Source organism: Shewanella xiamenensis (genome assembly GCF_024971755.1).
In the GTDB taxonomy this organism is placed as follows: Bacteria; Pseudomonadota; Gammaproteobacteria; order Enterobacterales; family Shewanellaceae; genus Shewanella; species Shewanella xiamenensis.
This window is the reverse complement of record NZ_CP079718.1, coordinates 1,458,266-1,483,160: the sequence shown is the minus strand read 5'-3', so window position 1 is coordinate 1,483,160 and position 24,895 is coordinate 1,458,266. Positions and strand designations below refer to the sequence as shown.

Sequence of the window (24,895 nt, the reverse complement as noted above, 5' to 3'; positions counted from 1 at the left end):
ACACCTGTGAGTGTCCACACAGATTTCTTGTTTAGATTGTTAAAGAGCGTTTGACCATTCACTTCGCGTTACCGCTCAGCAGGTCAGGGCTGCGTATTCTACGCATTTCCCTTGTCGCGTCAAAGCGTTTCTACAAACTTCTTGAGGCTTTCGAATCAACTGCACAATTTGCATTCGATTCGCACTGTAACCGCGCTCGCTTTCGCTGTCTGCCGTGTCAGTGGATGCGCATTATAGGCAGCGAAATTTTTTGTGCAAGCGCTTTTTTAACAAAACCTGCCGAATGGACAAATAACCAACAAATCTTCAAGTATTGGGTGGATATGCTGCTATTTTTCTCACTTCGGCTGGTAAGTTTGGCATATGTAGAAAGGATGTGCAGGAAATTCTATAGATCGAATAGCCTTAAGAAAGGGCGCTTTAAAACTTTTACATATATAGATGAGTATGTCCGGTGCAGAGAAACGGTTCAAGAATAGGGAATGGCGACTCTTGAACCGTAGAACTAACATGGCATAAAAGATTGAGAATGTAGGAACTGTCGGACTAAGGATTATCCGTAGAACTTTTTGAACCCTTGGTGCCCTCTGCTGTTTCTTGTTCCTTTTCATGCTCTCCATCACCCACAATATGGGCTACTTTTAGCTTTCTCACGGTACGAATAGTGATCACAGGCCCCGAGATGGCGTAGAGATAAAAACCAATGCAGAGGATTAAAGCTGGCTGAACCGAAACCACAACAAATACACCCACAACGAATAGGATGGCGATAAAGTTCACTTTGCCGCGCCAGTCAATCTCCTTGAAAGAGTGATAACGGAAATTGCTCACCATTAATAACCCCGTGATTGCTGTAATCAATCCGGCAATCCAACTGATATTCTTACCATCGAGATTGTACTGATTACCAAGCCAAATACTGCCGGCAATAACGGCCGCAGCAGCAGGACTTGCTAAACCTTGGAAGTAACGTTTATCCGCAACACCGACTTGGGTATTAAAACGTGCAAGCCTTAATGCAGCTCCTGCGCAATAGATAAACGCCGCCAACCAACCGATTTTACCTAAATCCGCCAAGGCCCAATTATAGGCGAGCAGTGCTGGAGCCATGCCAAAGGACACCATATCCGCCATGCTGTCGTATTCAGCACCAAAGTCACTTTGAGTATTCGTCAGCCGTGCCACTCGTCCGTCAAGACCGTCACAGATCATAGCCACAAAAATCGCGATTGCTGCCGCTTCAAAGTTGGCATTCATCGAGGCAATCACAGCGTAGAAACCGGAAAACAAGCCTGCGGTTGTGAATAAATTGGGCAGTAAATAGATACCCTTATTCTTTACTGTTTGATTAGAAGAATTTTGCATACACTTATAAAGCTATGAGCAGGAATGGAAGTAGGCTTCAAGATAGCATATTTTACTATCATGTCGATGGGTGCCCTAAGGGATGATGTTTATGTTAATGAAAACAAATTTGAGCGTGGTATTTTTAGGTTTTGTATGCCTAGTGCTGCTCACACAACCCGTGCTGGCGGGCGCTATTTACACTTGGGTCGATAAGAACGGGGTGACTCATTACAGTCAACAACCACCGACTCAGGAACAACAAGCACAGCAGTTGAATAGCAATGATCTTGAACCAAGTAAAATTGGCTATATAGCTCCCATTAAAAAGGAAGCGCCTCCTGAAATGTCTGAGTCCGAAAAATCGGCAGCTTTAATTAAAGAGAAAGATGCCAAGCAAGCAGAAGCAATTTGTGAAAACGCTAAACATAATTTAGATGTGTTAACGACCCATACAAAACTCACCCGCCAAGAAGACGGTAATAAAGAACCTGTCGCGATGACAGAAGAAGAGCGCCAAGCGGCAATTACAGAGAATCAACAGCGGATCAAACTATTTTGCAATAAAAAATAACGCCCAGAGTTTGTTATAGACACTACTAAAAATCTTGATGGCAACCACACTATTGCTAACCGCTATTTTATCTATAACCGATATAGGCATAAAAAAACCGAAGTCCAAGACTTCGGTTTTTTTGTTTAGGTTAAGCAGCATTTTGCACGGCAAAGATTGTCGTAAATTATTGCTCAAATACCAGCTCACGACCAGCGCAACTGACCTTGATAGGTTTGCCGGGCAGTAACTCGCCACGCAGTAATTTTTGCGCTAATGGATTTTCCATCTCTTGCTGCAAGGCTCGTTTCAGAGGTCTTGCACCATAGACTGGATCGAAACCAATTTCGGCAATCAATGATAATGCCTCGTCGGTGATCTCCAGCGTATAGTCTTTCTCTGCCAAACGCTTACGCAATGAAGCAATTTGGATAGAAGCAATATGCTTGATATTTTCTGCATCCAAGGGATGGAATACCACAGACTCATCGATCCGGTTTAAAAACTCGGGTCTAAAGCTATGGGTCACCACATTCATCACCGCGCTCTTCATTTCGCTATAACTTAAGTGACCGAATCCTTCTTGGATAATGTCAGAGCCTAAGTTTGAGGTCATGATGATCACCGTATTTCTAAAGTCGACGGTACGGCCTTGACCATCGGTTAAGCGGCCATCATCCAGCACCTGCAGCAAGATGTTGAACACGTCTGGGTGCGCCTTCTCCACCTCATCGAGCAAAATCACTGAATAAGGCTTACGGCGAACCGCTTCAGTTAAGTAACCGCCCTCTTCATAACCAACATATCCAGGAGGAGCACCAACCAAACGTGAAACGGCATGTTTTTCCATAAACTCTGACATGTCGATGCGCACTAAGGCCGATTCTGTATCGAATAGGAACTTAGCTAACGACTTACACAACTCGGTTTTACCCACACCAGTTGGTCCTAAGAACAAGAAAGAACCAATCGGACGGTTAGGATCCGCAAGCCCTGCGCGGCTACGGCGAATCGCATTAGCGACCGCATCAACAGCTTCGTTTTGGCCAATCACACGCTCATGCAGTGCCACTTCCATTTGCAACAGTTTTTCACGCTCGCCTTCTAGCATCTTAGAAACCGGAATACCCGTCGCCTTTGATAACACTTCGGCGATTTCTAAGTCAGTAACTTTATTGCGCAGCAGTGTCATATCCTGCATTTCAGCTTGCGATGCCAAGTCCAATTGCTTTTCAAGCTCTGGAATACGGCCATATTGCAGCTCGGACATACGCGTTAAATCACCGGCGCGGCGCGCGACTTCTAAATCCATCCGCGCTTGCTCAAGGTCGGCTTTAATATGCTGAGTACCTGCCAACGCCGCTTTTTCGGTGCGCCAGATTTCATTAAGCTCCGACGCTTTAGCCTCAACTTCATGCAACTCGACACGTAAATGTTCGAGTCGACGACGGCTCGCCTCATCGTTTTCTTTGGCCAATGCCTGCTCTTCCAGTTTCAACTGGATAGCACGGCGCTCCAATCTGTCGAGGGATTCAGGCTTAGAATCCATCTGCATACGGATGCTCGACGCCGCCTCGTCAATTAAGTCGATGGCTTTATCGGGTAATTTACGGTCCGACACATAACGGTGCGACATAGTGGCCGCCGCTACAATCGCCGGATCGGTAATTTCCACATGGTGATGCAGCTCATAACGCTCTTTCAAGCCACGTAAAATCGCAATGGTGTCTTCAACGCTTGGCTCATCCACTAATACTTTTTGGAAACGACGCTCAAGGGCGGCATCCTTTTCAATATATTGACGATATTCATCGAGAGTGGTCGCGCCCACACAGTGAAGATCGCCACGGGCCAGTGCAGGCTTTAACATATTGCCCGCATCCATGGCGCCATCGCCTTTACCCGCGCCCACCATTGTGTGTAGCTCGTCGATAAAGAGGATCACTTGGCCTTCTTCCTGCGCCAGCTCGTTAAGCACAGCTTTTAAACGCTCTTCAAACTCACCACGATATTTAGCGCCCGCAATCAGTGCGCCCATGTCTAAGGATAAAACGCGTTTATTTTTAATCCCTTCAGGCACTTCACCGTTCACAATTCGCTGAGCAAGACCTTCAACAATCGCGGTTTTACCCACGCCAGGCTCACCAATCAGCACAGGGTTGTTTTTGCTACGACGTTGCAGCACTTGAATGGTGCGGCGGATTTCATCATCACGGCCAATGACAGGATCGAGTTTGCCCTGTTCGGCACGTTCAGTAAGATCAACGGTAAACTTTTTCAGCGCTTGGCGTTGGTCTTCCGCATTAGGATCATCCACATTCTGACCACCACGCATTTGCTCAATGGTTTGTTCCATTAGCTCTTTGGTCGCACCAGATTTCTTAAGGCATTGTGCTAACGCATCGCTGCCCTCAAGCGCCGCAAGAACGAACAACTCACTGGAGATATATTTGTCTTTGCGCTTTTGCGCCAACTTGTCGCACAGGTTTAATAAACGAATTAACCCTTGGGATAATTGTACATCGCCGCCAGTGCCTTCGACCTGCGGTAGACGTTCAAGCTCTTGGCTCAAGAGCGAGCGCAGCGCACTCACCCGAATGCCAGCTTGGGTTAATAAGGGATGGATAGAACCAGAATCCTGGTTGAGCAGCGCCATCATCAAATGTAGCGGTTCGATAAACTGATGATCACGCCCAAGTGCTAACGACTGGGCATCTGAGATGGCAAGCTGAAATTTATTAGTCATACGATCGAGTCGCATACAGCCTCCTAAAACTCACAAATAAGGTACAGCATTTTGTTAGTTAAAAGATGGGGGCTATTTGACCAATTTCAAGCTAGATGGCTAGAAATAAATACAAATTATAGGGGAATAAACTTAAGATTTAAGCCAGATCAAGGAAGCCATACGACCAGTGATTTTATCGCGGCGATAGGAGAAATAATCCTGGTTCAATACAGTGCAAATATCGGCGCTGTGGATCTGTGTAATACCCTGTTGCTTTAAGCGTAATTTGGCTAATCCGATAATATCGGCAAGGTATTTATCGCCTCGCGCAATAAAACAACTTTCCGCATTAGGATCTTTTGCCATAAAGGCGGCACGCACTTCGGCACCGACTTCAAAAGCGCTAGGGCCAATCGCGGGTCCTAAATAGGCAATCAGCTCACTCGGTTTAGAGGCAAACTTAGCCACACTTGCCTCAATCACCCCATCACACAGTCCGCGCCAACCGGCATGGGCAGCAGCAACTTCAGTCCCTTGTTGATTACACAAAAGCACCGACAAGCAATCAGCGGTCATCACCACGCAAACCCGTCCAGCGAGGTCGGTATAGCTGGCATCGGCGACCAAAGGTGGCGTATTTTGCAAGGACACACACTCTGATTGAGCGTCTTGAGTAAGATTAATTGGGGCGATATCGGCCAAATCAACCACTCGAGTACCGTGGACTTGCTCCAACCACACAGGCTCAGTCGCAAGCCCTAACTGCTTTGCCAACATGCCACGATTAGCCAATACCTGCTGCGGCATATCTCCAACATGCAATCCTAAGTTCAGACTGTCGTAGGGGGCAAGACTCACACCACCATGGCGGTCGGTCATTGCTATTGCCACATTATCAGGTACAGGCCAATCGTGCATCAACATCAGTTAGTACTCGATCGGATGTTCTAAAGTGTCTTGACGCAGTGCTTTAGTCAAAATCACCATATCTTCTGGGATCGGCGCCGTCCAGCTCATGATTTCACAGGTCACAGGATGCGCTAATTCCAAACGCACCGCGTGCAGTGCTTGGCGTTTAAAGTTTTTCAAAATCTCGAAAAACTCAGGACTTGCTGCCTTGGGTGGTTTTGGACGGCCGCCATAAACAGGATCACCCACCAACACATGGCCGATATACGCCATATGCACACGAATTTGGTGAGTACGTCCAGACTCTAAACGTAATCTTAAACGGGTATGATTACGGAATTTTTCCGCCACACGATAATGGGTCACCGCGGGTTTACCCGAATGATGCACCGCCATATGGGTACGTTTTGTCGGATGACGGCCAATCGGCTCATCGACAGTGCCACCCGCCGTCATAGTACCGAGGACAATCGCCTCGTACTCACGGGTGATTTCACGGGCTTGCAATGCGGCCACTAAATGGGTTTGGGCTTCAACTGTTTTGGCCACCACCATCAAACCTGTGGTGTCTTTATCCAAACGGTGCACAATACCCGCACGTGGCACGTGCTCAATATTAGGGCAGTGATGCAGCAATGCGTTCATCAACGTACCATCGGCATTGCCTGCTCCGGGGTGAACTACTAAGCCAGCTTGTTTATTGATCACTAGGATATCATCGTCTTCATAGACAATATCCAGCTCAATGGCTTGCGCAGCCGCATGCACTTCTTCTTCGAGCGTGGCGTTAATTTCGATTTGCTGCAGCTCAAAAACCTTTTCGCGCGGCTTGTTTACCATTACGCCATCAACATAGACTGCATCAGATAGGATCCATTCCTTGATGCGCGTGCGCGAGTAATCAGGGAACAACTCAGCCAGTGCTTGATCCAATCTCAAACCAGTTTGTGTTGCCGAAATCTCGCTTTTTAGATTAATCTCTTGTGTCATAGGAACCGTATCCCCATTTTGGGGTCAAAAAATGTGTGCTATCTGTTACAATCGAATGCTTTCTATTTTATCGTGAAATGGAAAAATTCTTAACTACAACTTATAAAGAATTGAATTCAAGTATGTATAAATTCTCCAAAGGCTTAACCTTAGTCCTATTTTCACTAGCGTTATCAGCCTGTAGTAGCAGTCCTGAAGATAACGATATTGCCGCCAAAACCTCACCTGACGAGCTTTATTCTCAGGCAAGAACCTCCATGGAGCTTGGCAATTACTCTAAAGCTGTCCGTTCATTGGAGGCGCTAGACTCTCGCTTCCCGTTCGGACCACATAAAACTCAGGTTCAATTGGATCTGATTTATGCTTATTACAAAATGGACGATGTTGCCTCTGGCATTGCTAACATTGACAGATTCATCCGTCTCAACCCAACGCACCCCAATATCGACTATGTCTACTATATGCGAGGACTCGTCAATATGCAGGCGGATAGCTATCTTTTCCACGATATGTTGAATATCGATAGAACCGATCGTGATCCGAAAAATGCCCAAGATGCCTTTAAGGATTTTGACCGTCTAATCAAAACCTATCCCAACAGCAAATATGCCGCTGATGCACAAAAACGCATGCTGTCGCTAAAAAACCGTTTAGCGAAATATTCCATTCAAGTTGCTGAATACTATATCAAAATGAACGCTTGGAGTGCTGCTGCTGTTCGTGCACAATCTGTGTTAGAAACATATCCCGGTACACCATCAACTGAGCGAGCACTGGAGATTATGGCAGAAGCTTATGGCGAGTTAGGTCAGAACCAACTGAAGCAAAACGTGCTAATGGTAATGCAAGCTAACTTCCCAAACAATGAAATCTTATCAAACTAAGTCGAAATGCCCCTTTCTAGAGGGGCATTTTTTCGTCTTCTACGGACATTTTTTACGTTTATTCCCTTTAAGTGGCACTGAGTATTTTCTCTTGTCATTCCCGCTAGGACTCAATAAATACACTATTCGAGTAAAACTTACCCAACCGCATCACTTTTTACATTATTTAGTAAAAATCAGTTGACTCAAAAGCCGAAAAGCCTTTAAATTGCGCCCGTCGCCCGAATAGCTCAGTCGGTAGAGCAGAGGATTGAAAATCCTCGTGTCCCTGGTTCGATTCCGGGTTCGGGCACCATCTTTAAGTTGGTTGCCTTAGCGACCAGTGTTAAAGGATTGCAATTAAAGTACAGTGCAGGTGTGGTGGAATTGGTAGACACGCCAGCTTCAGGTGCTGGTGCCCTTACGGGCGTGGAGGTTCAAGTCCTCTCACCTGTACCAAATTGCGATTCAACTTAATTCGACAACCTGTCGAATACCAATGCAGATGTGGTGGAATTGGTAGACACGCCAGCTTCAGGTGCTGGTGCCCTTGCGGGCGTGGAGGTTCAAGTCCTCTCATCTGTACCAACATAAAGACCTCGCTAAGCGAGGTTTTTTTGTTTGTGCAATTTTATTTCCTTAAATCACCAACCTCATTTGGCATATTTGCTATAACTATTCATACAGACTCATCATGGACTGCTCGAGCTCTGCCTAAAAGCCTCCCTGAATATACTGAGGAAATCCATATGAATGGTCTTCAAATAAAACAAAAAATGTTTATTGGCATTCTCGTGCCGCTCCTAATGCTAGTAACCATTGGTTTTATCGCCATTTATATGATGGGAAAAATCGAATATGGCGTCGAGCGTATCTATAACGACAGAGTGGTTCCTTTAGACGATCTTAAGGTTATCGCTGATAAATATGCCGTTGATGTAATTGACGCGATCAATAAAGCCAATGCTGGCGGATTTAGCGCTTCGCAAGCGGCTAATGCGCTTGAAAATGCCAGCAAAACGATCAATCAGTACTGGCCCAAATACCTTGCAACTGAACTTACCCAAGAAGAATCTCGACTTGCACAACAAGCTGAACAGTTATTTTTACCAGCTAATCAACAAGTTGAGCTACTCATTTCATATCTTAGGGGGGGGAATGGCGATGTAGCTTACCAACTGAATGACAAAATATTACCGCTTTACCAAGCAATCGATCCGATAAGTGGCAAAATATCAGAACTTATCGCACTACAAATCAAAATTGCAGGTCAGGAAAGAGCTACCGCTAACGAGATTTATCACTCATCGATTGCCATCTTTGCCACTCTTGCAGGGCTTGCAATGCTGATCAGTATTTTGATTGGACTTTGGGTTAATCGCAGTGTGATGAATCCCATCAATGATATTGTGCGCAATTTAAAAACGATCCGCCAAGACTCCGATCTCACAGTTAAATTCCGTACTTTTAATGATGATGAACTCGGACTTATTTCGACTAGCCTCACTCAAGTTATTGAACATTTGAGAGGGATTTTGCACTCCATCGCTGAAGCAGCAAATACGGTTAATAGCTCCGCGACCGAGCTAAGTAGTTTTACTCAAGAAACCAATAAACGCATGCAACAGCAACAAGCTGAAACTGAACAAACTGCAACAGCAATGAATGAAATGACGGCGACTGTGGCAGAGGTCGCGCAGAGTACTTCAGCCGCTGCGGATTCGGCAAAGGATGCGGATACTTATGCGGCGAATGGTAACCGTATCGTTATTGACTCAATTAGCAGCATGTCTCAACTTTCAGAACAAATCCAAAAAACGGCGCAAGTCATTGGCTTTTTATCCAATGAAAGCCAAAGTATTGGTCGAGTTTTAGATGTGATAAAGAGTATTGCCGAACAAACCAACCTATTGGCATTAAACGCTGCGATCGAAGCTGCTCGCGCAGGCGAGCAGGGTCGAGGTTTTGCCGTTGTCGCCGATGAAGTCAGAACGCTAGCTCAACGAACTCAAAAGTCCACCCAAGAAATTGAAGCGATGATCGCAACGCTACAAAAAGGGGTTAAAGAAGCTGTTAATGCAATGGAAGTTGGTATCAAACAAGTCGATGATGCCAATAATAAAGCCAATGAAGCAGGTCAGGCCTTAAAAGAAATTGTAACGTCAGTAGATAACATTGCTGAGCTCAATGCCCATATTGCGACTGCGGCTGAAGAGCAAAGTAGTGTGGCCGAAAGTATTAACCGTAGCATTATTGCGATCAGTGATATTACCGATGACTCGACTCGCTCAGCACATGAGCTCAGCGAGTCTGTTATAAACCTAACCAAACTGGCTAGCAGCATGCGTAATCAAGTCAGTGCATTCAGGCTCTAACACATTTTCACTGGCACAGCCGTAGCCGTGCTGTGCCAGACTAATGTTATCCTTACGTGTTTGTTACAGCGTCCTTCAAACAATCGTATGCCGAGGTGTATTGACGTTTCAGGATTATTTTTGCAACCCTTTGGTTCACGATCTATGCAAGATAAAGTCCGCGCAGTATCGCTATTTTACTTAACCTAATGAGCAAGCCAGAACGAAATTTAATCTCAAAACGTCAACATGCTCTTAGAGGTTATGTTTTTAAGTGTATATCAGCGCTTTATGCACCGTCTCGAGTTACTTCATTTTTGAATGATAGATAGAGGCGACTTCTTGTGCAGTCAACATCCGGCTATCACCAGGGCTTAAGTGTTTATCCAGGATAATCTCACCAATGGAAAGGCGGTGTAATCCCACCACTGGATTACGGAAACGACCAAACATCCGCTTGATTTGATGGTACTTCCCTTCCCTTAAAGTAACCTCTGCAATATGAGTGTCGAGGATAGTCAACTTTGCAGGCTGTGTGGTGATATCTTCAAAGCCAAAATACATGCCCTGCGCGAATGCCGCGACATAGTCCTCACTCAAGGGATTGGCTAAAGTCACTCGATACACTTTATCCACTTTTTGCTCGGGTGACATTAACGCCTCGGACCAACGACTATCATTGGTCAGTAACAATAAACCCGATGAGTTTAAATCTAACCGCCCAGCAATATGCAGCTCATGGCGAGCTTCGCAATCGAGTAAATCAATCACAGTGCGGTGCTCCTTGTCTTTGGTCGCACTCACTACCCCAACGGGCTTGTGCAACATCAAGTACACGGGCTGGTTGGCCTGTAAGACTTGCCCATCAAACACAATGTGGGAAAATTCATCCACCAGCAGATCGAGCGCTTTCGCAGGCGTGCCATCCACATATACTCGCTCCGCCAGCAAGAGTTCTCGCACGGCTTTACGGTGAATTTGTAACTTAACAGCTAGGTATCTATCGAGACGACCGCGTTTTGATTGCATCACACCATCCTGCTCTAAGATAAAGGCGCAATGCGATAGGCACAGCGACGAGCGCCGTCGATGATATGCTCTTCACGGCTTACAGTAGCGATATCGGCAAATAACTGCTGGAATTGTTGTAGTTCGGAGCGACAAAAATTTTGGCATTTCGTCGCTGCGCTGCAAATTGGACAATGATTCTCAAGTAACCAGAACACCCCATACGCTTGTTCCTGCGTCGCCATATAGCCTTCGAGGGTACGTAACTCCACCAATTTAGTTAAACGGCTGGTAATATCCGTCATACCTTGCAACGCGCTACGATACTGCTGCATAGCAGTTTGCTCTCTATGCTCAATCAGTTTATCCAACCCCTGATCACCAAATATCGTTTTTACGGAATCAATAAATTGCAAACTAAGCTCACTGTGGCGATCGGCAAAGTGGGTTCTACTCTGCTCCGTTAATCCCCAATATCGAGTTGGCCGTCCGCGGCCTTCAACTCTGTCTTCAATATCGACATCACCCGCCTCTTCTAAGGCTTGCAAATGCTGCCGGACGCCCATAGTGGTCAACGCAAGCTCTTCCGCTAGGGTCTTAGCCGTTAACGGGCCATGCAATTTGAGTAATTGAATAATCTTATCAGTAGTTTTCATATGCGCTCTCCGCTCTTCGCCTCGGATTATCCCTCAATCGCCTACCTTTTAACAGAATAAATAAAGTTTTTTATTTATTTTATCCTTTACAAGATTAAATAAAGTAATTACCTTATAAATAATTTATAAACAAATAGGTTTACATAATGAACTTGCTCATCATCAGTACCAGTCAAAGAGCCCACTCCCAAAGCGCTAAAGTCGCGAAATACATAGCCGAAACCAGTTTTTTATCGCCCCATAGTGTCGGTTACGACGCTATCCATCATTTAGAGCTTTGCCAGTTCAACCTGCCCTTTTGGGACGGTGAAGAAGACAACAAGGGCGAACATTGGCCTGATATAGAGCAAAGAGTCGATGCTGCGGATGCCCTCGTTTTGATTACGCCCGAATGGGGTGGAATGGCATCGCCACTGCTTAAAAACTTCCTATTGATGTGTAGTCGTCAGGAAACTGCCCATAAGCCGGTGTTGCTGATTTCAGTTTGCAGCGGCATTAGCGGTGCTTACCCCATTGTAGAAGTCAAAATGAATGCACTCAAAAACAATAAATTAGTACCGATTCCCGACCATTTGATCATCCGTAATGTCGAGAATGTACTCAACGCTACGCCCCAAGGTACGCGGGATATCAACCTCAGGGAAAGAGTGCAATATAGCCTATTTATGTTGCATCAATACGCCCAAGCCTTAGCGCCGATACGCCAACGCCATGTTCATCAACCCTACCCCAAGCAGCAGGAATACTGCTACGGTATGTAAGCAGCTTGGATGTGAATCACACTGACTAAAATCATTAGAAGGAACGCATTATGATCCATTTAGAGCACATCAACCTAGTCGTCGACGATATCCCTAAAGCACTCACTTTTTATCAAGCCGCCTTCCCACATTGGCGTGTCCGTGGCGGAGATAAAGGGACTTGGTACGGCAAGCCGCGCAATTGGATTCATTTTGGCGATGACTATCAATACATTGCCTTTAGCGATAACGGTGAAGGGGAAAACCGCGACTTAACGGGTCATCAAATTGGCTTAGCTCATTTTGCCTTTGTGGTGAGTGATTTAGATGAAGTGATAACAAGGCTAACCCAAGCTGGTTTTCCGATAGCCAAAGATGGCATGGAAGATCCCTATCGCCGCAATATCTACTTTTTCGATGCCCATGGATTTGAAGTCGAGTTTGTTGAGTATCTGAGTGATATTCCCGCAGAGCGAAACCGCTATTAAGTCATAAGCAAACTAAGGTGCAGGAACGGGCGCAGGTACGATAACAGGGTATTTTGCGCCGTATCGCTACTGCGGACTTATCCCAAAAATCGTTACTTTACGCAGCTAACCCGCTAAACTAGCGCGCTATCCGGCTTTAGATAATTAAACTTTTGATTAGTAAATAAGACATGACCACACCCTATTGTTATTCCACAACTTACATTTTAGATAAAGCGCATTTTGACGAGTGTTATACCCAGTCCGTCAAACCCGATCCCACTCTCAAACCTTATTATAAAGCCATAGGTTTCGGGCTCATTGGCATTGCGCTGATTTTTGCGGATGTCAGCCTCTATCTGGCCTATTTCTTTGTTGGGCTCGGGGTGATTGAAGCATTAAATGTAAAATACAACAAAGCGTGGTGGTTGATGCGGCAAATGATGAGCAAAGCCGCCAATAATGAAGTCACCCTTATCGTTGATGAGCAAGGTATCCACACAAAATCACAATATGTAAACGCTCAAATTCTCTGGACGGATATTTATCGTATTGTGCAAACGGATAAAGGGTTCCTAATCACCCATAAAACGGGGACCAGCTATATCTCTAACCGTAGTCTAGATAATGCCTGTATTGCATTTATCCAAACCAAAATCTGATGTCGTAAGTTTTAACATTACTGACCCGTCAAAAATGCAAAAGGCTGAATGATTCAGCCTTTTGCATAAACTAAGAACTCAGTTAGACCTTAGCTTTAAGCTCGCCTATCGGTAAAATAGTGCGGCCATATTCATTATTAAGCACTTGCGCCATGGCAAAGTAAATTGCACTCGCACCACAGATAATCCCTTCAAAACCCGCGATGGTGCCAATAAGCGCACTGCCAGTAAAATCTCTCGCCGCCAGAAGGAAAAATAGAATCGTCAACGAAGCAAACACAAACTGCTTAGCCCTTGGATAACGTAGCGATCCCACAAACATAAAGGCTGTAAAAATTCCCCAAAGGGTTAAGTACCATCCCATAAAATAGGTTGGGCTCGCCGCAACCCCAGCATTTGGCATTAAAATAAGCCCAACTAAGGTCAACCAGAATAAGCCGTAAGAGGTAAAGGCGGTTGTACCAAAGGTATCACCACGCATAAAGCACATAATGCCCACGATAATTTGACCCAGTCCGCCATAGAAAATCCCCATAGCTAAGATCATCGAGTCAATCGGAAAGTACCCTGCATTATGAATGTTTAGCAGGATAGTCGTCATACCAAAGCCCATTAAACCTAATGGAGCCGGATTCGCCAGTTTTGTCGACACAGAAAGTCCCCAAAATGATAAGTAAATTTCAGTACAATAATTTGCACTTATAGTTCGATAAAAAGCGGCGAAGTTTAGATAACAACAAAGAAGATCACAATCTAAATCTTATAATCATAACAAATAAACAAATTAACCATTAAAATCATCAAGATAAAAAATTAATAAATAAAAAAATCTACAGGCTAAAAATTAATCTCTTAAGATTCAAATATCTATAACACATGGGTAAAAATAGTGCGCCAAATCTTATTTATAGGGCAATTTTGCTATAGTTCAAACTTTCTACACTCCTATCAACAAATGCACTCTCTAGTAATCCGTAAAAACCATCAAAAAGATTAACTTCATCCCATAAATAGACCAAAGTTGAGATAAGTCTATTTTTAAACATATTAATTACAAATATGCTGCTCAGGATGATGAAACTTAAGGGTGGTAAGAACGTCATAGTAAAATAAGCTCAGCTTGGTAGTTGAAAATCAGGGGGATTCGCGCGGTTTACGAAGGATGAGATCGGTATTTTTGGCTGGCTTAGGCACTTAAGCTTGCCCATAAAACAACCATGATAATTCGACAAAAAATAGCTTACAAAATGAGTGAAAAATTATTTATATCTAAAAAATAATAGCAATGATAAATTGCTATCTGTTGACGCAGCGGCATGATGGGAAACCAGTTAGGCTGTTGTTAACTATCAATAACTAAAGGAAATAAAATGAAAACGTTATCAGCTGTTATCACCCTGTCGGCGCTAATCAGTTTTGCTAGCTTTGCCGATGAATCAACACTTCCTCCTGCACCTGCAAATGATATCGCTCAACTGACCGAAGTATGCCAACAGATGGCATCTGAAGATCAGATTGAAAATGCCGAGCTTAAACAATATGTCCTCGACTGCGTGAATGACCAGCTAACAGAAATGGGCTATCAGACACTAAAAGAACTCAACTGATCGGTTTTACTTCCTTTAGCTCCTGGCTGTAATCAAGCTTCATCGAGTTTTACGAATGCCATTCCGACAATGAATGGCATTTTATTTGCTGCACCAACCCAAATTAGTAACACCAACACCCAAAAAGCAAAACAGTATAAATACAACACACCAACGTCGACAAAAGCGCTAAGCAAGTGCATTTTATGCTTTTATGATGTCTTTCAATTGATTACGAGATCTACATATATGCTATTTGTATGATATCTGTATCATTTTGCATCCCTTCAGGTGAAAGCACTGTGGAATTAAGCATAAAATGCTAATCTGTTGCCCATTACCGACTGTCATTAAATCCGAACGCATATCATGTATCGAACATTATTAATCTTACTCACCGCGCTTAGCCTACCTTCAATTGGAATGGCCAAAGAACCGTGCGTCACTAAAGATGAATGTATTGAAATGCGCAACTGGGATTTAGGCGTGGCGGTCGGTTGGGGACAAAAAACCAACCCTCTTAGGGATTTTGATGATATTCCGGTCTTTTTTATCCCAACTGTAGCTTACTATGGTAACCATTGGTTTTTTGATAACGGTAACTTAGGCTATAGCTTAGTTGAGCAGCAATATTTCAGCGTCAACTTAGTGACCAGCTATAGCATGGATAGAGCTTATTTCTATCGCTGGGACCCTTCGAATATCTTTTTGGAGCGAAGTTCACAGGATGGGGCGAGAATGCTCTCGACCAAGACAGTTCTCAGCAGTGAACCCGAACCCGTGTTTAATTCCTTAGAATCGCGTAACTTTACGTTATTAGGTGGCGCTGAAGCATTTATTTATACCCCATTAGGCGTAGTTAGGTTAGCCTACACCCATGATATGTTTGATGTGCATCAAGGCGCTGAAGCGCAAATTAAATGGACCTATGGTTGGCATTTAACCCGCTGGGTAATGGATATGTCACTCGTATTTGATTGGAAAAGTACCAACGTCGTCGACTATTACTATGGTGTACGCCCGAGTGAAAATGATTATTGGAGCAAACATTACCATGCTGATGCTGGCTGGAATAAAGGGGTCGAAATGACAGCCCGTTATATCTTAACTGATAACTGGGATATGCTCTTTGCGTTCCGCTACACACAAATTGCAGATGAAATAGCCGCCAGTCCCTTGCTCAATCAAGACTATAGCAGCACTTATTTTATTGGCGCAGCGTATAGGTTTTAACAAGAGTGACGCCCCTTCATATTAGGATGCTATGCATATTCGGTCTAAGCGTTAGCTTAATGGGACCGACTCATGCACTTGCCGCTCCAAATGAAGAGTCAAAATTAAAACTGACCCCTGAAATCTGTATCACGGGGGATGAAAACCAAGCCTGTGAAATCCGTGTAGAGTTGCAGTGGCAACTCGCTAAAAATGAGCTGGTTTGTATCTTATCTGACAACAATGCCTATCCTAAATGGTGCAGCGAATCGCTAGAACAACATGAAATCACATTGAATGTCAGTACGCTAAACGATATTCACTTTGTTCTGGTCAGTAAGGATACCAACCAAACACTGGCTGGAGCCAAATTAAAAATCACGTCGACCTCGCAGCCTCAGGTGCGCAGACGTTACCGTAACCCTTGGAGTTTATTTTAATGACGAATCCACAATCACCCCACAGAGTGTTATTGGTTGAAGATGATGTCCGTCTTGCGAATTTAATCGTAGATTATTTGAAATCCCACGGCATGCACGTTGAAGTAGAGCGTCGTGGCGACACAGTGTTAACCCGCTTAATCAACTATAAGCCTGATATCATCCTGCTAGACATTATGTTGCCAGGAATTGATGGCCTTAGCCTGTGCGAAAAGTTACCCGATTACTTTGCTGGCCCGATCCTGTTGATGAGTGCCTTAGGCTCGAGCGAAGATCAGATCAAGGGACTAGAACTCGGTGCCGACGACTATGTGGTTAAACCCGTTGATCCTGCCCTGCTGGTTGCCCGTATCAACAACCTATTACGCCGCCAAAACCAACCGCCTCAGGCCGAATCCCATTGCCTGACTTTTGGTAAACTCAGTATCGATCCCCATACCCATGCAATTCGACTCGACAACAAAGAAGTCGACCTCACCAGCCATGAGTTTGAACTCCTGTGGTTACTGGCATCACAGGCAGGACAAGTACTGAGTCGTCAATATATCTATCAATTACTGCTCAATATTGATTTTGATGGTAAAGACAGAAAGATCGATGTGCGGATCTCAAGACTTCGCAAAAAGCTCAACGACAATATTGAGACCCCCTTCAGAATCAAAACCGTTTGGGGACAAGGCTATCTCTTCGCCCCTGAGGCTTGGAACAACTAAGAACTCCCGTGAAACGTCTCTTTATCAGCTTATATTTACTGCTGAGTCTCAGTTTTCTGGGCATAGGCTGGACACTGGACAGCCTATGGAAGAAAAATGTAGATGAAAATAATCCCTTAGATGCTCCTCTGGTTGCATTTGCCCAGCTGTTGACTCAGCTTCCAGAGGAGAGTCGCCACGATTACTTAGAAGCACTCACAACCGATAATCAGCTGCCGTTAAATCTACTCAGTCCAGATCAAATTGCACTGGCGAAAGATCAAGTTCTGACACCCAATCATGTAGTCACCACCACAACCAGTGAGGGCGAACAATTCCAGTTTATTCAGGTAGGTGAACAAGTATTAATGGCGGGTCCTATCGAGATAGACCCCAGAGCCGATCTGCGTAATTTATTCACTCTGTTTTTCTATTTGTCACTCGCACTCGTCGCTTTGATTTGGGTTGGACCACTCTCGCGGGACTTAAGCATATTGCGTAAGGCCACAAAGGATTTTGGCGAAGCCAAATGGGATACTCGCATCAATCTCTCGAACCGCTCTCAGGTAAAACCCTTAGCCAATACCTTTAATGAAATGGCGAGGCATATCAGCGCATTGATTGAAAACCAAAAACATTTGTCTAATGCGGTTTCCCACGAGATTCGCACGCCCCTTGCGCGACTTAAATTCGCCCTCGCCTTAATGCCCATGTACTGCCAACCTGACTCTGACGAACAAAAGCGTCAGGATTTTCTCAATGAAATGCAGCTCGACATTAAGGAAATGGAAAACCTACTGCAAGAATTACTCACCTACGCCAGTTTAGAATCCCAGCGTGAAATGCCTCTAGATGAATACGATCTTATCACCTTGATTAATCAATCCATTAAACGTTTAAGTGCATTGAGTGAAACCCCAATAACCTTGCATACAGATATAGATACCCTGCCCTTATTTGGCGAACCAGCATTGATTGAGCGAGCACTGCAAAATCTACTGACCAATGCACAGCGTTTTGCTCGCCATCAAATCTTGATTGAAGTCAGCCAAACCCAGCAACGGGTAACACTAAGTGTGAGCAATGATGGAGAGCCTATCCCTGAGGTGGATTTACCTAAAGTGTTCGAGCCCTTTTACCGCAGCCAATCGGTGCAAAATGGCAATAAGGGACATGGTTTAGGTTTAGCGATTATCAAGCGGATCATGCAGCGTCATCAGGGTGAGGTCAATGTCACCAGCCATCCAGCCCAGACGCGTTTCACCTTAAGCTGGCCGAAAAAGCGGGAAATTTAGCGCCTCTAGTTTGTATCATCTTATCAAAAAGGCTCATTGAGATTATTCGTCGAGAGCAAGATCGCCTAAATCCAACTCTGCGGCGGTCTGTGGCGCAAAATCAAGCTGTGGATTAAGCGCCGCTCTCTCCTGCTCAAGCGCTTGCTGACGCGCCTTATACAAGGCCAGCTCCCGCCGACGTTTCCGTTGATGACATAAACGGATCACATCATGTTTTTCTGCATCGGTAAAATGCAACCAATTAAACCGCTCATCACGACTGCGCAGGCAACCTTTACAATAGCCCCGCGCATCGGTTTGGCATACACCGATACAAGGGCTAGGAATATCGAAAAAGGCTAACTGTTCCATGATCTTGGGCTACTCTGCCAGTTTAAGTACGTAAAATGTGTGACCTTCTATACTTAACAAAAATCAAACACTTTTCACTAAATTACTTGCAGTCTTACTGTTAATCAAGGCACATTGAATACTGTTCGTACAATTTGGAGTGCAATGATGAGATACAAATACATCGCCAGTTTGTTCATCGCCACGGTCTTTTTAAGTGCTTGCAGCACTAAGCCGAAAAACGATTACGATCTCAATTATAACTTTAAGGCATTGCAGAGTTTCTCGCAGCTTGCTCCACAGCCCAACGACGATCCGCTCAGTGCCCAGCGTATTCAAACCGAAATCACCCAGCAATTAAGCCAAAAAGGCTTTACCGAAAATGTTTCTTCCCCCGATTTTAAAGTCGCCTATGGCTTACTGACCCAAGACAAGCCTAAAGACTCAGGTCTATCTATAGGCTTAGGCACGGGCAGTTTTGGCCGTTCTGGCGGCATTGGCATAGGCACCAGCGTTGGCGTGCCTCTTGGCAGTGACACAGCAAAAATTCAAACCATTCAAATTGATATTATCGATGCTAAAACCAATAAGCTGATTTGGCGCGGTACCGATAGTTTCGATTTTGATGCGGGCGGCGATAAAAAAGCCCAAGACACCGCTAAGGCGGTAAGCCGGATTTTGGCGCAGTTTCCACCGCAGCCATAATCATTGGGTCATGATGGTTTAAGCGATGCTTGAAACTATGAGGGCTTAAGCAATAAGTGATAAAAATGGGCGATACACGCCCATTTTTATTGCAGAAGAAATCCCAAATGCGAGGATCAGTGGATAAAACGCGGCTTAAGAAAATAACCCAGATGACAGATAACGGTCGCCCCTATCGCACACAATCGCAACCACAACGGCCCCCGGATTCTGCCTCGCTATCTCAAGCGCTGCAAATACCGCGCCGCCAGAACTCACGCCAGCACAAATACCTTCTTCACGCGCTAAAGTTCTTGCCATTGCTTTGGCATCTTGCTCTTCTATATCCATCACGGCATCGACACGGGCGGCATCAAAAATACCCGGCAAATATTCCTGCGGCCAGCGGCGAATCCCTGGAATCGAACTGCCATCAGCGGGTTGTAGCCCGACAATGGTGATATCGGGGTTGCGGCTTTTTAGGTATTTCGACACACCCATAATGGTACCTGTGGTACCCATGCTGGAAACAAAGTGAGTGATCTTGCCTCGGCTCTGCTGCCAAATCTCTGGGCCAGTTGTGAGAAAATGCGCATTTGCGTTATCTTGATTATTGAACTGATCCAGCACCTTACCTTTGCCTTGAGCCTGAAGATCTAAGGCCAAATCACGCGCAGCTTCCATATTGTCCACCAGCAGCAGCTCGGCGCCATAAGCCTGCATGGCATCCTTACGCTCTTGAGTCGAATTCGACGGCATAATCAGGATCATCTTGTAGCCTTTAATCGCTGCGGCCATCGCTAAGGCAATCCCAGTGTTACCACTGGTGGCTTCAATCAAAGTATCACCTGGGGCGATTTCTTGGCGAAGCTCCGCCTGGTTAATCATATTCAGTGCGGCACGATCCTTTACCGAGCCAGCAGGATTATTGCCCTCTAGCTTTAACAGTACCGTAGAGCTCCCGCAATCCAACCGTTGCAGACGAACTAGGGGCGTTTGCCCGATACAGGCTTCAATAGTCATAAAGTCAGACACAGGGTTTATCCTTTATTTGATAAAAGCAACTCGCATAGGGATATTTTAAGGGGCTTAGCCACAACAAACACGATGAATATCACCTCTGGCATACAATTAATTGCTCATAGTTATTCAAAAAAGTTCTATTTGACTAGCTTTTTATAAATAAAAACTTCAATTACTCTATCTCTATACCCTGACACAGTTGCCAGATTAAGGAGCACAAAATGCCAGTAAAATTCACTAAGGCCCTGCTAGGAACCCTATTACTGGGCGCTTCCCTCAATGCCGCAGCCGCCGATCAGACCTTACTTAATTCCTCTTACGATATCTCACGGGAATTATTTAGTGCCTATAACCCAGTATTTGCTAAACATTGGCAAGAAAAAACCGGTAAAACGGTTGAAATCAAACAGTCTCATGCAGGTTCTTCAGCGCAGGCTCGCTCGATTCTGCAAGGCTTACCCGCGGATGTGGTGACTTTTAACCAAGTCACCGATGTACAAATTCTGCATGATCGCGGCAAGTTGATCCCTGAAAACTGGCAACAACTGCTGCCTAATGCCAGTTCACCTTACTACTCTACCATTGCGTTTTTAGTGCGTAAGGGCAATCCAAAACAAATCAGCGACTGGAATGATTTAGCTAAAGATGACGTTAAGCTGGTGTTCCCGAATCCCAAAACCTCGGGTAATGCTCGTTACACTTATTTAGCCGCCTTAGGTTATGCCCAGAAAAACTATGGCAAAGATAACCAGGCTTCTTTAGATGCGTTTTTAAAAAAGTTCCTTGGTAACGTTGCCGTATTTGATACGGGCGGCCGTGGTGCAACCACGTCGTTTGTTGAACGTGGCATCGGCGATGTGCTGATCACCTTCGAATCTGAAGTGAACAATATTCGTCAGCAATATGGTGCCGATGATTACCAAGTTGTTGTGCCAAAAACCTCGATTCTGGCGGAGTTCCCCGTTGCCGTCGTTGAGAAAAATGCTAAGCGTAACGGCACGCAAGAACTCGCGACCGAGTATTTAAACTACCTTTACAGTGAAGAAGCGCAACGTTTGTTAGCCGGATTTAACTACCGCGTTCACAACGAGAAAGTGGTTGCCGAATTTACCAAACAGTTCCCTGCGGTGGAGTTAATGACCGTTGAGCAAATCATTGGTAACTGGGACAACGCGATGAAGACCCAATTTGCCAATGGCGCTAAACTGGATCAGTTATTAAAGCGTTGATCATCCGCTTGGGTACCTAAGTCATCAAACCTACAACCCGGGCAATGTCCCGGGTTTTGTGGTTATATCGCAATAAAGATAAACATCAGCAGTCTTTATCGTGATTGAGCAATAATGTGCTAATGGCATAATAATATTGGATTAACTCCATTAACCTTATCGGGTGGTTATTCAGTGATATTTAATTATGGGCGCTTACGCCACAAGCGGGTTTTGCCGGGGTTTAGTATCAGCCTAGGTGTGTCTTTGCTGTTTGTCAGCTTGATTCTTTTACTCCCCACCACAGGCCTGATTATGCAAACCAGCCAGATGAGCTGGGCCGAGTATTGGGGCGTGATTGCCGATCCCCGCGTGCTGGCAAGTTATAAAGTCACCATTTTATCTGCACTGGCCGCCTCCCTGTTTAACTGTCTTTTTGGCCTGTTACTCGCCTGGGTGTTGGTGCGTTATGAGTTTCCGGGTAAGCGCATCCTCGATGCCTTAGTCGATTTACCCTTTGCCTTACCCACCGCCGTCGCGGGTATCACCTTAGCGACCCTGTACGCCGAAAATGGCCAGATTGGTAGCCTGTTGGCCGAAATCGGTATCAAAGTGGCCTACACGCCATTGGGAATTGTGGTTGCGATGATCTTCACCAGCATTCCCTTCGTGGTGCGAACCGTCCAGCCCGTATTGGAAGAGTTATCCCACGATGAAGAAGAAGCTGGCATGACCTTAGGCGCAACCGATGGCGCCGTGTTTTGGCGGGTGATTTTACCTTCACTCTGGCCCGCCTTAGTGGTCGGTACAGCACTGTCTTTTACCCGCAGTCTGGGTGAGTTTGGTGCGGTGATCTTTATCGCAGGCAATATGCCCTACATCAGTGAAATCACCTCCCTGATGATTTTCGTTCGCCTACAGGAATTTGATTTTGCCGGCGCCAGCGCCATTGCCTCCGTCGTACTGCTGACCTCGCTGTTGCTGCTACTGCTGATTAACCTGTGGCAGGCGCGTTATTTACGCCGCATTCACGGCCGATAAGGAGCCACCATGAACTCATTTAAACCGTTAAGAGTCGGTGAAGCGCCCCTCATCAAATGGAGCCTGATCACCCTTGCTGTATTCTTGTCCATGGTATTACTGCTGCTGCCGTTAGTCAGTATTTTCCAGCAAGCCTTTGTCGGTGGCTGGGAGCGTTATATCGAGCATCTGAGCCAACCCGACTCACTCCACGCCATTGGGTTGACCCTTATGGTCGCAGCGCTGACCGTGCCGATAAACTTAGTGTTTGGGGTAATGCTCGCTTGGAGCGTGACACGCTTTGAGTTTCCGGGGCGTAAGTTACTCATTACCTTGATTGATATCCCCTTTGCCGTATCGCCCGTGGTCGCAGGCTTACTCTATCTACTGCTTTACGGCAACAGTGGCTGGCTTGGCGCTTGGCTGTTTGAGCACGATTTACAGATCATGTTTGCTTGGCCGGGCATTTTATTAGTCACCATTTTCGTGACTTGCCCCTTTGTTGCCCGAGAATTAATCCCCTTGATGCAGCAACAGGGTGCATCGGAGGAAGAAGCCGCAGTCATCCTTGGCGCCTCATGGTGGCAACTGTTTCGCCGCGTGACTCTGCCCAATATCAAGTGGGCGCTGATTTATGGGGTGATCCTCACCAACGCTAGGGCCGTGGGTGAATTTGGTGCCGTTGCCGTGGTATCTGGCAATATCCGTGGTGAAACCAACACCTTACCTTTGCATGTGCAATTACTTTACGAAGATTATCAGGCCGAAGCCGCCTTCGCGAGCGCGTCACTGCTTGCCTTAATCGCCCTATTTACCTTACTGCTAAAAGCCTTAGTAGAGTGGCGCCAACAACGCAGCTTATCCGCCAATGACAACCAAGAGCAGAGCCAATCATTATGAGTATTCGTTTAACTAATATTTCCAAAAAATTTGGCCAATTTCAGGCGCTCTCGCCGCTTAATCTGGATATTCAAGAAGGCGAGATGATAGGTCTTCTCGGGCCTTCCGGCTCGGGTAAAACCACCCTATTGCGGATTATCGCCGGCCTTGAGGGCGCAGATAGCGGCCAAATCCATTTCGGTAATCGCGATGTGACCCAAGTGCATGTACGCGATCGCAGAGTCGGGTTTGTTTTCCAAAACTATGCCCTGTTCCGCCATATGACGGTCGCCGATAACGTCGCCTTTGGACTCGAAGTCATTCCGAAAAAACAGCGCCCGTCAAAGGCCGAAATCCAAAAGCGCGTCAGCCATTTACTCGAAATGGTGCAACTTGGGCACCTAGCACAGCGTTACCCTGAGCAGCTCTCAGGTGGACAAAAACAGCGTATCGCCTTGGCCCGCGCCTTAGCGACTCAGCCCGAAGTACTGTTACTCGATGAGCCCTTTGGCGCCCTCGATGCCAAGGTGCGTAAAGAACTGCGCCGCTGGCTACGCAGCCTTCACGATGAGCTGAAATTCACTAGCGTGTTTGTAACCCACGATCAGGACGAGGCCTTAGAGCTTTCCGATAGAGTAGTGGTTATGAGCAACGGCCATATTGAGCAGGTCAATACCCCTATTGAGTTGTATGCCCAACCCAATAGCCGCTTTGTGTTTGATTTCTTAGGTAACGTCAATCGGTTTGAGGCGAGCTGGCAACAGAATCGTTGGACCAATGGTGACGCCTTCTTAGTGCCTCCTGAGCAAGCGCCACTGCAACAAAACGGCGCGCTCTATGTGCGTAGCCATGAGCTGGCACTGGCGGATAAACCCAATAGCCAAGCCCATATTCCTTTTACCATAGTGGCGATAACACCGGTTGGCGCAGAAGTGCGTGTCGAACTGGCGCCTATCGGCTGGCAGAGTGAAGAACTGTGGGAAGCCACCTTTACCCACCACCATCTGCAAGAATTAGGGCTGCAAAAAGGCAGTGTGGTCTACGCCACCCCAAGAACGGGTTATTTCTTTGCTGAACAAGGTGATGGTTCGCCTATCCGTCAAAGCTGGCCCTTCCTGCCGCCGGGCAGCTTGGCCTTCGATATTTAATCGCAGCCAGCATTCACCTACTACATACAACAAAAAAGCGCTGACAGTCTTGTCAGCGCTTTTTTGTTAACTCTCGAGCAGCTTAAAACCAGATCCAAGCAAAG

25 protein-coding genes and 3 tRNA genes are annotated in these 24,895 nt (G+C 45.8%); 19 read left to right on the top strand and 9 right to left on the bottom strand.

Annotation, left to right across the window (positions count from 1 at the left end; genetic code table 11):
* Positions 1 to 546: 546 nt before the first annotated feature.
* Entirely contained in the window at positions 547 to 1,365 is an 819-nt protein-coding gene (gene pssA, locus KXJ80_RS07680) for a CDP-diacylglycerol--serine O-phosphatidyltransferase (RefSeq protein WP_069454401.1), read from the bottom strand.
* Between the two features lie 91 nt (positions 1,366 to 1,456).
* Between pssA and KXJ80_RS07675 the strand changes: the two genes are divergently transcribed.
* Positions 1,457 to 1,918 (top strand): DUF4124 domain-containing protein, encoded by a 462-nt coding sequence (locus tag KXJ80_RS07675; RefSeq protein WP_037421312.1) that lies wholly within the window; start codon positions 1,457 to 1,459, stop codon positions 1,916 to 1,918.
* A gap of 166 nt (positions 1,919 to 2,084) precedes the next feature.
* On the opposite strand, the gene clpB is transcribed toward KXJ80_RS07675, so the two are convergent.
* The 3 genes from clpB to rluD all read right to left on the bottom strand — a co-directional run bounded on the left by clpB (position 2,085) and on the right by rluD (position 6,524).
* On the bottom strand, positions 2,085 to 4,658 hold the full coding sequence (clpB, locus tag KXJ80_RS07670; RefSeq protein WP_037421313.1) for an ATP-dependent chaperone ClpB: 2,574 nt from the start codon (positions 4,656 to 4,658) through the stop codon (positions 2,085 to 2,087).
* Between the two features lie 117 nt (positions 4,659 to 4,775).
* On the bottom strand, positions 4,776 to 5,549 hold the full coding sequence (pgeF, locus tag KXJ80_RS07665; protein WP_218738090.1) for a peptidoglycan editing factor PgeF: 774 nt from the start codon (positions 5,547 to 5,549) through the stop codon (positions 4,776 to 4,778).
* A gap of 3 nt (positions 5,550 to 5,552) precedes the next feature.
* Complete coding sequence (rluD, locus tag KXJ80_RS07660; protein WP_011073400.1) at positions 5,553 to 6,524, bottom strand: 23S rRNA pseudouridine(1911/1915/1917) synthase RluD; 972 nt, start codon at positions 6,522 to 6,524, stop codon at positions 5,553 to 5,555.
* A gap of 122 nt (positions 6,525 to 6,646) precedes the next feature.
* Between rluD and KXJ80_RS07655 the strand changes: the two genes are divergently transcribed.
* The 5 genes from KXJ80_RS07655 to KXJ80_RS07635 all read left to right on the top strand — a co-directional run bounded on the left by KXJ80_RS07655 (position 6,647) and on the right by KXJ80_RS07635 (position 9,762).
* The gene (locus KXJ80_RS07655; RefSeq protein WP_011073401.1) at positions 6,647 to 7,408 is read left to right on the top strand and encodes an outer membrane protein assembly factor BamD; all 762 of its coding nucleotides are present in this window, start codon (positions 6,647 to 6,649) and stop codon (positions 7,406 to 7,408) included.
* Between the two features lie 219 nt (positions 7,409 to 7,627).
* Positions 7,628 to 7,703: transfer RNA gene (locus tag KXJ80_RS07650), tRNA-Phe, on the top strand.
* A 56-nt stretch (positions 7,704 to 7,759) separates the two neighbouring features.
* Positions 7,760 to 7,846, top strand: a tRNA-Leu gene (locus KXJ80_RS07645).
* Positions 7,847 to 7,888: 42 nt separating this feature from the next.
* Positions 7,889 to 7,975: transfer RNA gene (locus KXJ80_RS07640), tRNA-Leu, on the top strand.
* A gap of 161 nt (positions 7,976 to 8,136) precedes the next feature.
* Positions 8,137 to 9,762 carry a methyl-accepting chemotaxis protein gene (locus KXJ80_RS07635; RefSeq protein ID WP_218738089.1) on the top strand — a complete coding sequence of 542 codons (1,626 nt, stop codon included), beginning with the start codon at positions 8,137 to 8,139 and terminating at the stop codon, positions 9,760 to 9,762.
* A 285-nt stretch (positions 9,763 to 10,047) separates the two neighbouring features.
* Here the strand turns inward: KXJ80_RS07635 and KXJ80_RS07630 are convergent, their stop codons facing one another.
* A complete protein-coding gene (locus KXJ80_RS07630; protein ID WP_047537344.1) occupies positions 10,048 to 10,770 on the bottom strand; it encodes a pseudouridine synthase in 723 nt (240 codons plus the stop codon).
* A gap of 14 nt (positions 10,771 to 10,784) precedes the next feature.
* Entirely contained in the window at positions 10,785 to 11,405 is a 621-nt protein-coding gene (locus KXJ80_RS07625; protein ID WP_218738088.1) for a helix-turn-helix transcriptional regulator, read from the bottom strand.
* 146 nt (positions 11,406 to 11,551) lie between these two features.
* Here KXJ80_RS07625 and KXJ80_RS07620 point away from each other — a divergent pair, with 146 nt between their 5' ends.
* The 3 genes from KXJ80_RS07620 (at position 11,552) to KXJ80_RS07610 (ending at position 13,274) form a co-directional block, all read left to right on the top strand.
* Entirely contained in the window at positions 11,552 to 12,166 is a 615-nt protein-coding gene (locus KXJ80_RS07620) for an NADPH-dependent FMN reductase (protein ID WP_218738087.1), read from the top strand.
* A gap of 50 nt (positions 12,167 to 12,216) precedes the next feature.
* The gene (locus KXJ80_RS07615) at positions 12,217 to 12,633 is read left to right on the top strand and encodes a VOC family protein (RefSeq protein ID WP_218738086.1); all 417 of its coding nucleotides are present in this window, start codon (positions 12,217 to 12,219) and stop codon (positions 12,631 to 12,633) included.
* A gap of 170 nt (positions 12,634 to 12,803) precedes the next feature.
* Entirely contained in the window at positions 12,804 to 13,274 is a 471-nt protein-coding gene (locus tag KXJ80_RS07610) for a YcxB family protein (RefSeq protein ID WP_037421331.1), read from the top strand.
* A gap of 82 nt (positions 13,275 to 13,356) precedes the next feature.
* Here KXJ80_RS07610 and KXJ80_RS07605 read toward each other — a convergent pair whose 3' ends face one another.
* Positions 13,357 to 13,926, bottom strand: a complete 570-nt coding sequence (locus tag KXJ80_RS07605; protein WP_047537352.1) for an acetate uptake transporter — start codon at positions 13,924 to 13,926, stop codon at positions 13,357 to 13,359.
* A gap of 718 nt (positions 13,927 to 14,644) precedes the next feature.
* On the opposite strand from KXJ80_RS07605, the gene KXJ80_RS07600 reads away from it, so the two are divergent.
* From KXJ80_RS07600 to KXJ80_RS07580, 5 genes are all read left to right on the top strand, one after another.
* A complete protein-coding gene (locus KXJ80_RS07600; protein WP_037421337.1) occupies positions 14,645 to 14,881 on the top strand; it encodes a hypothetical protein in 237 nt (78 codons plus the stop codon).
* A gap of 348 nt (positions 14,882 to 15,229) precedes the next feature.
* Complete coding sequence (locus KXJ80_RS07595; RefSeq protein ID WP_218738085.1) at positions 15,230 to 16,093, top strand: MipA/OmpV family protein; 864 nt, start codon at positions 15,230 to 15,232, stop codon at positions 16,091 to 16,093.
* A gap of 26 nt (positions 16,094 to 16,119) precedes the next feature.
* The gene (locus KXJ80_RS07590) at positions 16,120 to 16,512 is read left to right on the top strand and encodes a DUF3019 domain-containing protein (RefSeq protein WP_080612404.1); all 393 of its coding nucleotides are present in this window, start codon (positions 16,120 to 16,122) and stop codon (positions 16,510 to 16,512) included.
* On the top strand, positions 16,512 to 17,225 hold the full coding sequence (locus KXJ80_RS07585; protein ID WP_011073412.1) for a winged helix-turn-helix domain-containing protein: 714 nt from the start codon (positions 16,512 to 16,514) through the stop codon (positions 17,223 to 17,225). The genes KXJ80_RS07590 and KXJ80_RS07585 overlap by 1 nt, the downstream gene beginning before the upstream one ends.
* Positions 17,226 to 17,233: 8 nt before the next feature.
* Positions 17,234 to 18,499, top strand: coding sequence for an ATP-binding protein (locus KXJ80_RS07580; RefSeq protein WP_099457611.1), 1,266 nt, complete (start codon positions 17,234 to 17,236; stop codon positions 18,497 to 18,499).
* A gap of 42 nt (positions 18,500 to 18,541) precedes the next feature.
* Here KXJ80_RS07580 and KXJ80_RS07575 read toward each other — a convergent pair whose 3' ends face one another.
* Entirely contained in the window at positions 18,542 to 18,850 is a 309-nt protein-coding gene (locus KXJ80_RS07575; RefSeq protein WP_037429746.1) for a DUF1289 domain-containing protein, read from the bottom strand.
* Between the two features lie 147 nt (positions 18,851 to 18,997).
* On the opposite strand from KXJ80_RS07575, the gene KXJ80_RS07570 reads away from it, so the two are divergent.
* On the top strand, positions 18,998 to 19,534 hold the full coding sequence (locus tag KXJ80_RS07570) for a DUF4136 domain-containing protein (RefSeq protein WP_099457610.1): 537 nt from the start codon (positions 18,998 to 19,000) through the stop codon (positions 19,532 to 19,534).
* Positions 19,535 to 19,669: 135 nt separating this feature from the next.
* Here the strand turns inward: KXJ80_RS07570 and cysM are convergent, their stop codons facing one another.
* Entirely contained in the window at positions 19,670 to 20,548 is an 879-nt protein-coding gene (cysM, locus tag KXJ80_RS07565; RefSeq protein WP_218738084.1) for a cysteine synthase CysM, read from the bottom strand.
* A 209-nt stretch (positions 20,549 to 20,757) separates the two neighbouring features.
* Here cysM and cysP point away from each other — a divergent pair, with 209 nt between their 5' ends.
* The 4 genes from cysP to KXJ80_RS07545 all read left to right on the top strand — a co-directional run bounded on the left by cysP (position 20,758) and on the right by KXJ80_RS07545 (position 24,791).
* Positions 20,758 to 21,765 carry a thiosulfate ABC transporter substrate-binding protein CysP gene (gene cysP, locus KXJ80_RS07560; protein ID WP_218738083.1) on the top strand — a complete coding sequence of 336 codons (1,008 nt, stop codon included), beginning with the start codon at positions 20,758 to 20,760 and terminating at the stop codon, positions 21,763 to 21,765.
* Positions 21,766 to 21,939: 174 nt separating this feature from the next.
* Positions 21,940 to 22,785, top strand: a complete 846-nt coding sequence (cysT, locus tag KXJ80_RS07555; RefSeq protein WP_218738082.1) for a sulfate/thiosulfate ABC transporter permease CysT — start codon at positions 21,940 to 21,942, stop codon at positions 22,783 to 22,785.
* A gap of 9 nt (positions 22,786 to 22,794) precedes the next feature.
* Complete coding sequence (gene cysW / locus KXJ80_RS07550) at positions 22,795 to 23,664, top strand: sulfate ABC transporter permease subunit CysW (protein ID WP_218738081.1); 870 nt, start codon at positions 22,795 to 22,797, stop codon at positions 23,662 to 23,664.
* Positions 23,661 to 24,791, top strand: coding sequence for a sulfate/molybdate ABC transporter ATP-binding protein (locus tag KXJ80_RS07545; protein WP_218738080.1), 1,131 nt, complete (start codon positions 23,661 to 23,663; stop codon positions 24,789 to 24,791). Before cysW ends, KXJ80_RS07545 begins: the two co-directional genes overlap by 4 nt.
* The last annotated feature ends 104 nt before the right edge of the window (positions 24,792 to 24,895 follow it).

What these genes read in the sequence shown, in the direction of transcription:
- pssA (WP_069454401.1), bottom strand. Translation starts at nt 1,365, where the DNA reads ATGCAAAATTCTTCTAATCAAACAGTAAAGAATAAGGGTATCTATTTA.
- KXJ80_RS07675 (WP_037421312.1), top strand. Translation starts at nt 1,457, where the DNA reads ATGTTAATGAAAACAAATTTGAGCGTGGTATTTTTAGGTTTTGTATGC.
- clpB (WP_037421313.1), bottom strand. Translation starts at nt 4,658, where the DNA reads ATGCGACTCGATCGTATGACTAATAAATTTCAGCTTGCCATCTCAGAT.
- pgeF (WP_218738090.1), bottom strand. Translation starts at nt 5,549, where the DNA reads ATGTTGATGCACGATTGGCCTGTACCTGATAATGTGGCAATAGCAATG.
- rluD (WP_011073400.1), bottom strand. Translation starts at nt 6,524, where the DNA reads ATGACACAAGAGATTAATCTAAAAAGCGAGATTTCGGCAACACAAACT.
- KXJ80_RS07655 (WP_011073401.1), top strand. Translation starts at nt 6,647, where the DNA reads ATGTATAAATTCTCCAAAGGCTTAACCTTAGTCCTATTTTCACTAGCG.
- KXJ80_RS07635 (WP_218738089.1), top strand. Translation starts at nt 8,137, where the DNA reads ATGAATGGTCTTCAAATAAAACAAAAAATGTTTATTGGCATTCTCGTG.
- KXJ80_RS07630 (WP_047537344.1), bottom strand. Translation starts at nt 10,770, where the DNA reads ATGCAATCAAAACGCGGTCGTCTCGATAGATACCTAGCTGTTAAGTTA.
- KXJ80_RS07625 (WP_218738088.1), bottom strand. Translation starts at nt 11,405, where the DNA reads ATGAAAACTACTGATAAGATTATTCAATTACTCAAATTGCATGGCCCG.
- KXJ80_RS07620 (WP_218738087.1), top strand. Translation starts at nt 11,552, where the DNA reads ATGAACTTGCTCATCATCAGTACCAGTCAAAGAGCCCACTCCCAAAGC.
- KXJ80_RS07615 (WP_218738086.1), top strand. Translation starts at nt 12,217, where the DNA reads ATGATCCATTTAGAGCACATCAACCTAGTCGTCGACGATATCCCTAAA.
- KXJ80_RS07610 (WP_037421331.1), top strand. Translation starts at nt 12,804, where the DNA reads ATGACCACACCCTATTGTTATTCCACAACTTACATTTTAGATAAAGCG.
- KXJ80_RS07600 (WP_037421337.1), top strand. Translation starts at nt 14,645, where the DNA reads ATGAAAACGTTATCAGCTGTTATCACCCTGTCGGCGCTAATCAGTTTT.
- KXJ80_RS07595 (WP_218738085.1), top strand. Translation starts at nt 15,230, where the DNA reads ATGTATCGAACATTATTAATCTTACTCACCGCGCTTAGCCTACCTTCA.
- KXJ80_RS07590 (WP_080612404.1), top strand. Translation starts at nt 16,120, where the DNA reads ATGCTATGCATATTCGGTCTAAGCGTTAGCTTAATGGGACCGACTCAT.
- KXJ80_RS07585 (WP_011073412.1), top strand. Translation starts at nt 16,512, where the DNA reads ATGACGAATCCACAATCACCCCACAGAGTGTTATTGGTTGAAGATGAT.
- KXJ80_RS07575 (WP_037429746.1), bottom strand. Translation starts at nt 18,850, where the DNA reads ATGGAACAGTTAGCCTTTTTCGATATTCCTAGCCCTTGTATCGGTGTA.
- KXJ80_RS07570 (WP_099457610.1), top strand. Translation starts at nt 18,998, where the DNA reads ATGAGATACAAATACATCGCCAGTTTGTTCATCGCCACGGTCTTTTTA.
- cysP (WP_218738083.1), top strand. Translation starts at nt 20,758, where the DNA reads ATGCCAGTAAAATTCACTAAGGCCCTGCTAGGAACCCTATTACTGGGC.
- cysW (WP_218738081.1), top strand. Translation starts at nt 22,795, where the DNA reads ATGAACTCATTTAAACCGTTAAGAGTCGGTGAAGCGCCCCTCATCAAA.
- KXJ80_RS07545 (WP_218738080.1), top strand. Translation starts at nt 23,661, where the DNA reads ATGAGTATTCGTTTAACTAATATTTCCAAAAAATTTGGCCAATTTCAG.